General features: G+C 51.5%; 1 pseudogene. It reads right to left on the reverse strand.

What is annotated here, in order from left to right:
• A pseudogene (locus B7709_RS10155) lies at positions 1-1175 on the reverse strand (hypothetical protein); the annotation flags it as partial.

The raw sequence follows: 1175 nt of genomic DNA on the forward strand, positions 1-1175 counted from the left end.
ACCAGTGCCTCAGTAAGTGCTAGCACGTCAGCGAGCGTATCTGCTTCAACGAGTGCTTCAGTAAGTGCAAGCACATCTGCAAGTGCGTCTGCTTCAACAAGCGCTTCAGTTTCCGCAAGTACTTCAGCAAGTGCGTCCGCTTCAACAAGCGCTTCAGTTTCAGCAAGCACATCAGCGAGCGTATCTGCCTCAACAAGTGCCTCAGTAAGTGCAAGTACATCTGCAAGTGCGTCTGCTTCAACGAGTGCTTCAGTTTCAGCAAGCACGTCAGCGAGCGTATCAGCCTCAACGAGTGCTTCAGTTTCAGCTAGCACGTCAGCGAGTGCATCTGCTTCAACGAGTGCCTCAGTTTCTGCAAGCACATCAGCGAGCGTATCCGCTTCAACGAGTGCTTCAGTTTCTGCAAGTACATCGGCGAGCGCATCGGCTTCAACGAGCGCGTCAGCATCAGCAAGTACATCAGCGAGCGTATCTGCTTCAACAAGCGCTTCAGTTTCCGCAAGTACTTCAGCAAGTGCGTCCGCTTCAACAAGCGCTTCAGTTTCTGCAAGTACATCGGCAAGTGCTTCAGCTTCAACAAGTGCCTCAGTAAGTGCAAGTACATCTGCAAGTGCGTCTGCTTCAACGAGTGCTTCAGTAAGTGCAAGCACATCTGCAAGTGCTTCAGCTTCAACGAGTGCTTCAGTAAGTGCAAGCACATCTGCAAGTGCGTCTGCTTCAACGAGTGCTTCAGTTTCTGCAAGTACGTCAGCGAGCGTATCTGCTTCAACAAGCGCTTCAGTTTCTGCAAGTACATCGGCAAGTGCTTCAGCTTCAACGAGTGCTTCAGTAAGTGCAAGCACATCTGCAAGTGCGTCTGCTTCAACGAGTGCTTCAGTTTCAGCTAGCACGTCAGCGAGCGTATCAGCCTCAACGAGTGCTTCAGTTTCAGCTAGCACGTCAGCGAGCGTCTCTGCTTCAACGAGTGCTTCAGTAAGTGCAAGCACATCTGCAAGTGCGTCTGCTTCAACAAGCGCTTCAGTTTCTGCAAGTACATCGGCAAGTGCTTCAGCTTCAACAAGTGCTTCAGCAAGCGCAAGTACGTCAGCGAGCGTATCTGCTTCAACGAGTGCTTCAGTAAGCGCAAGTACGTCAGCGAGCGTGTCCGCCTCAACCAGTGCCTCAGTATCAGCAAG

This window comes from Streptococcus oralis subsp. dentisani (assembly GCF_002096335.1).
Classification (GTDB): Bacteria; Bacillota; Bacilli; order Lactobacillales; family Streptococcaceae; genus Streptococcus; species Streptococcus oralis_Z.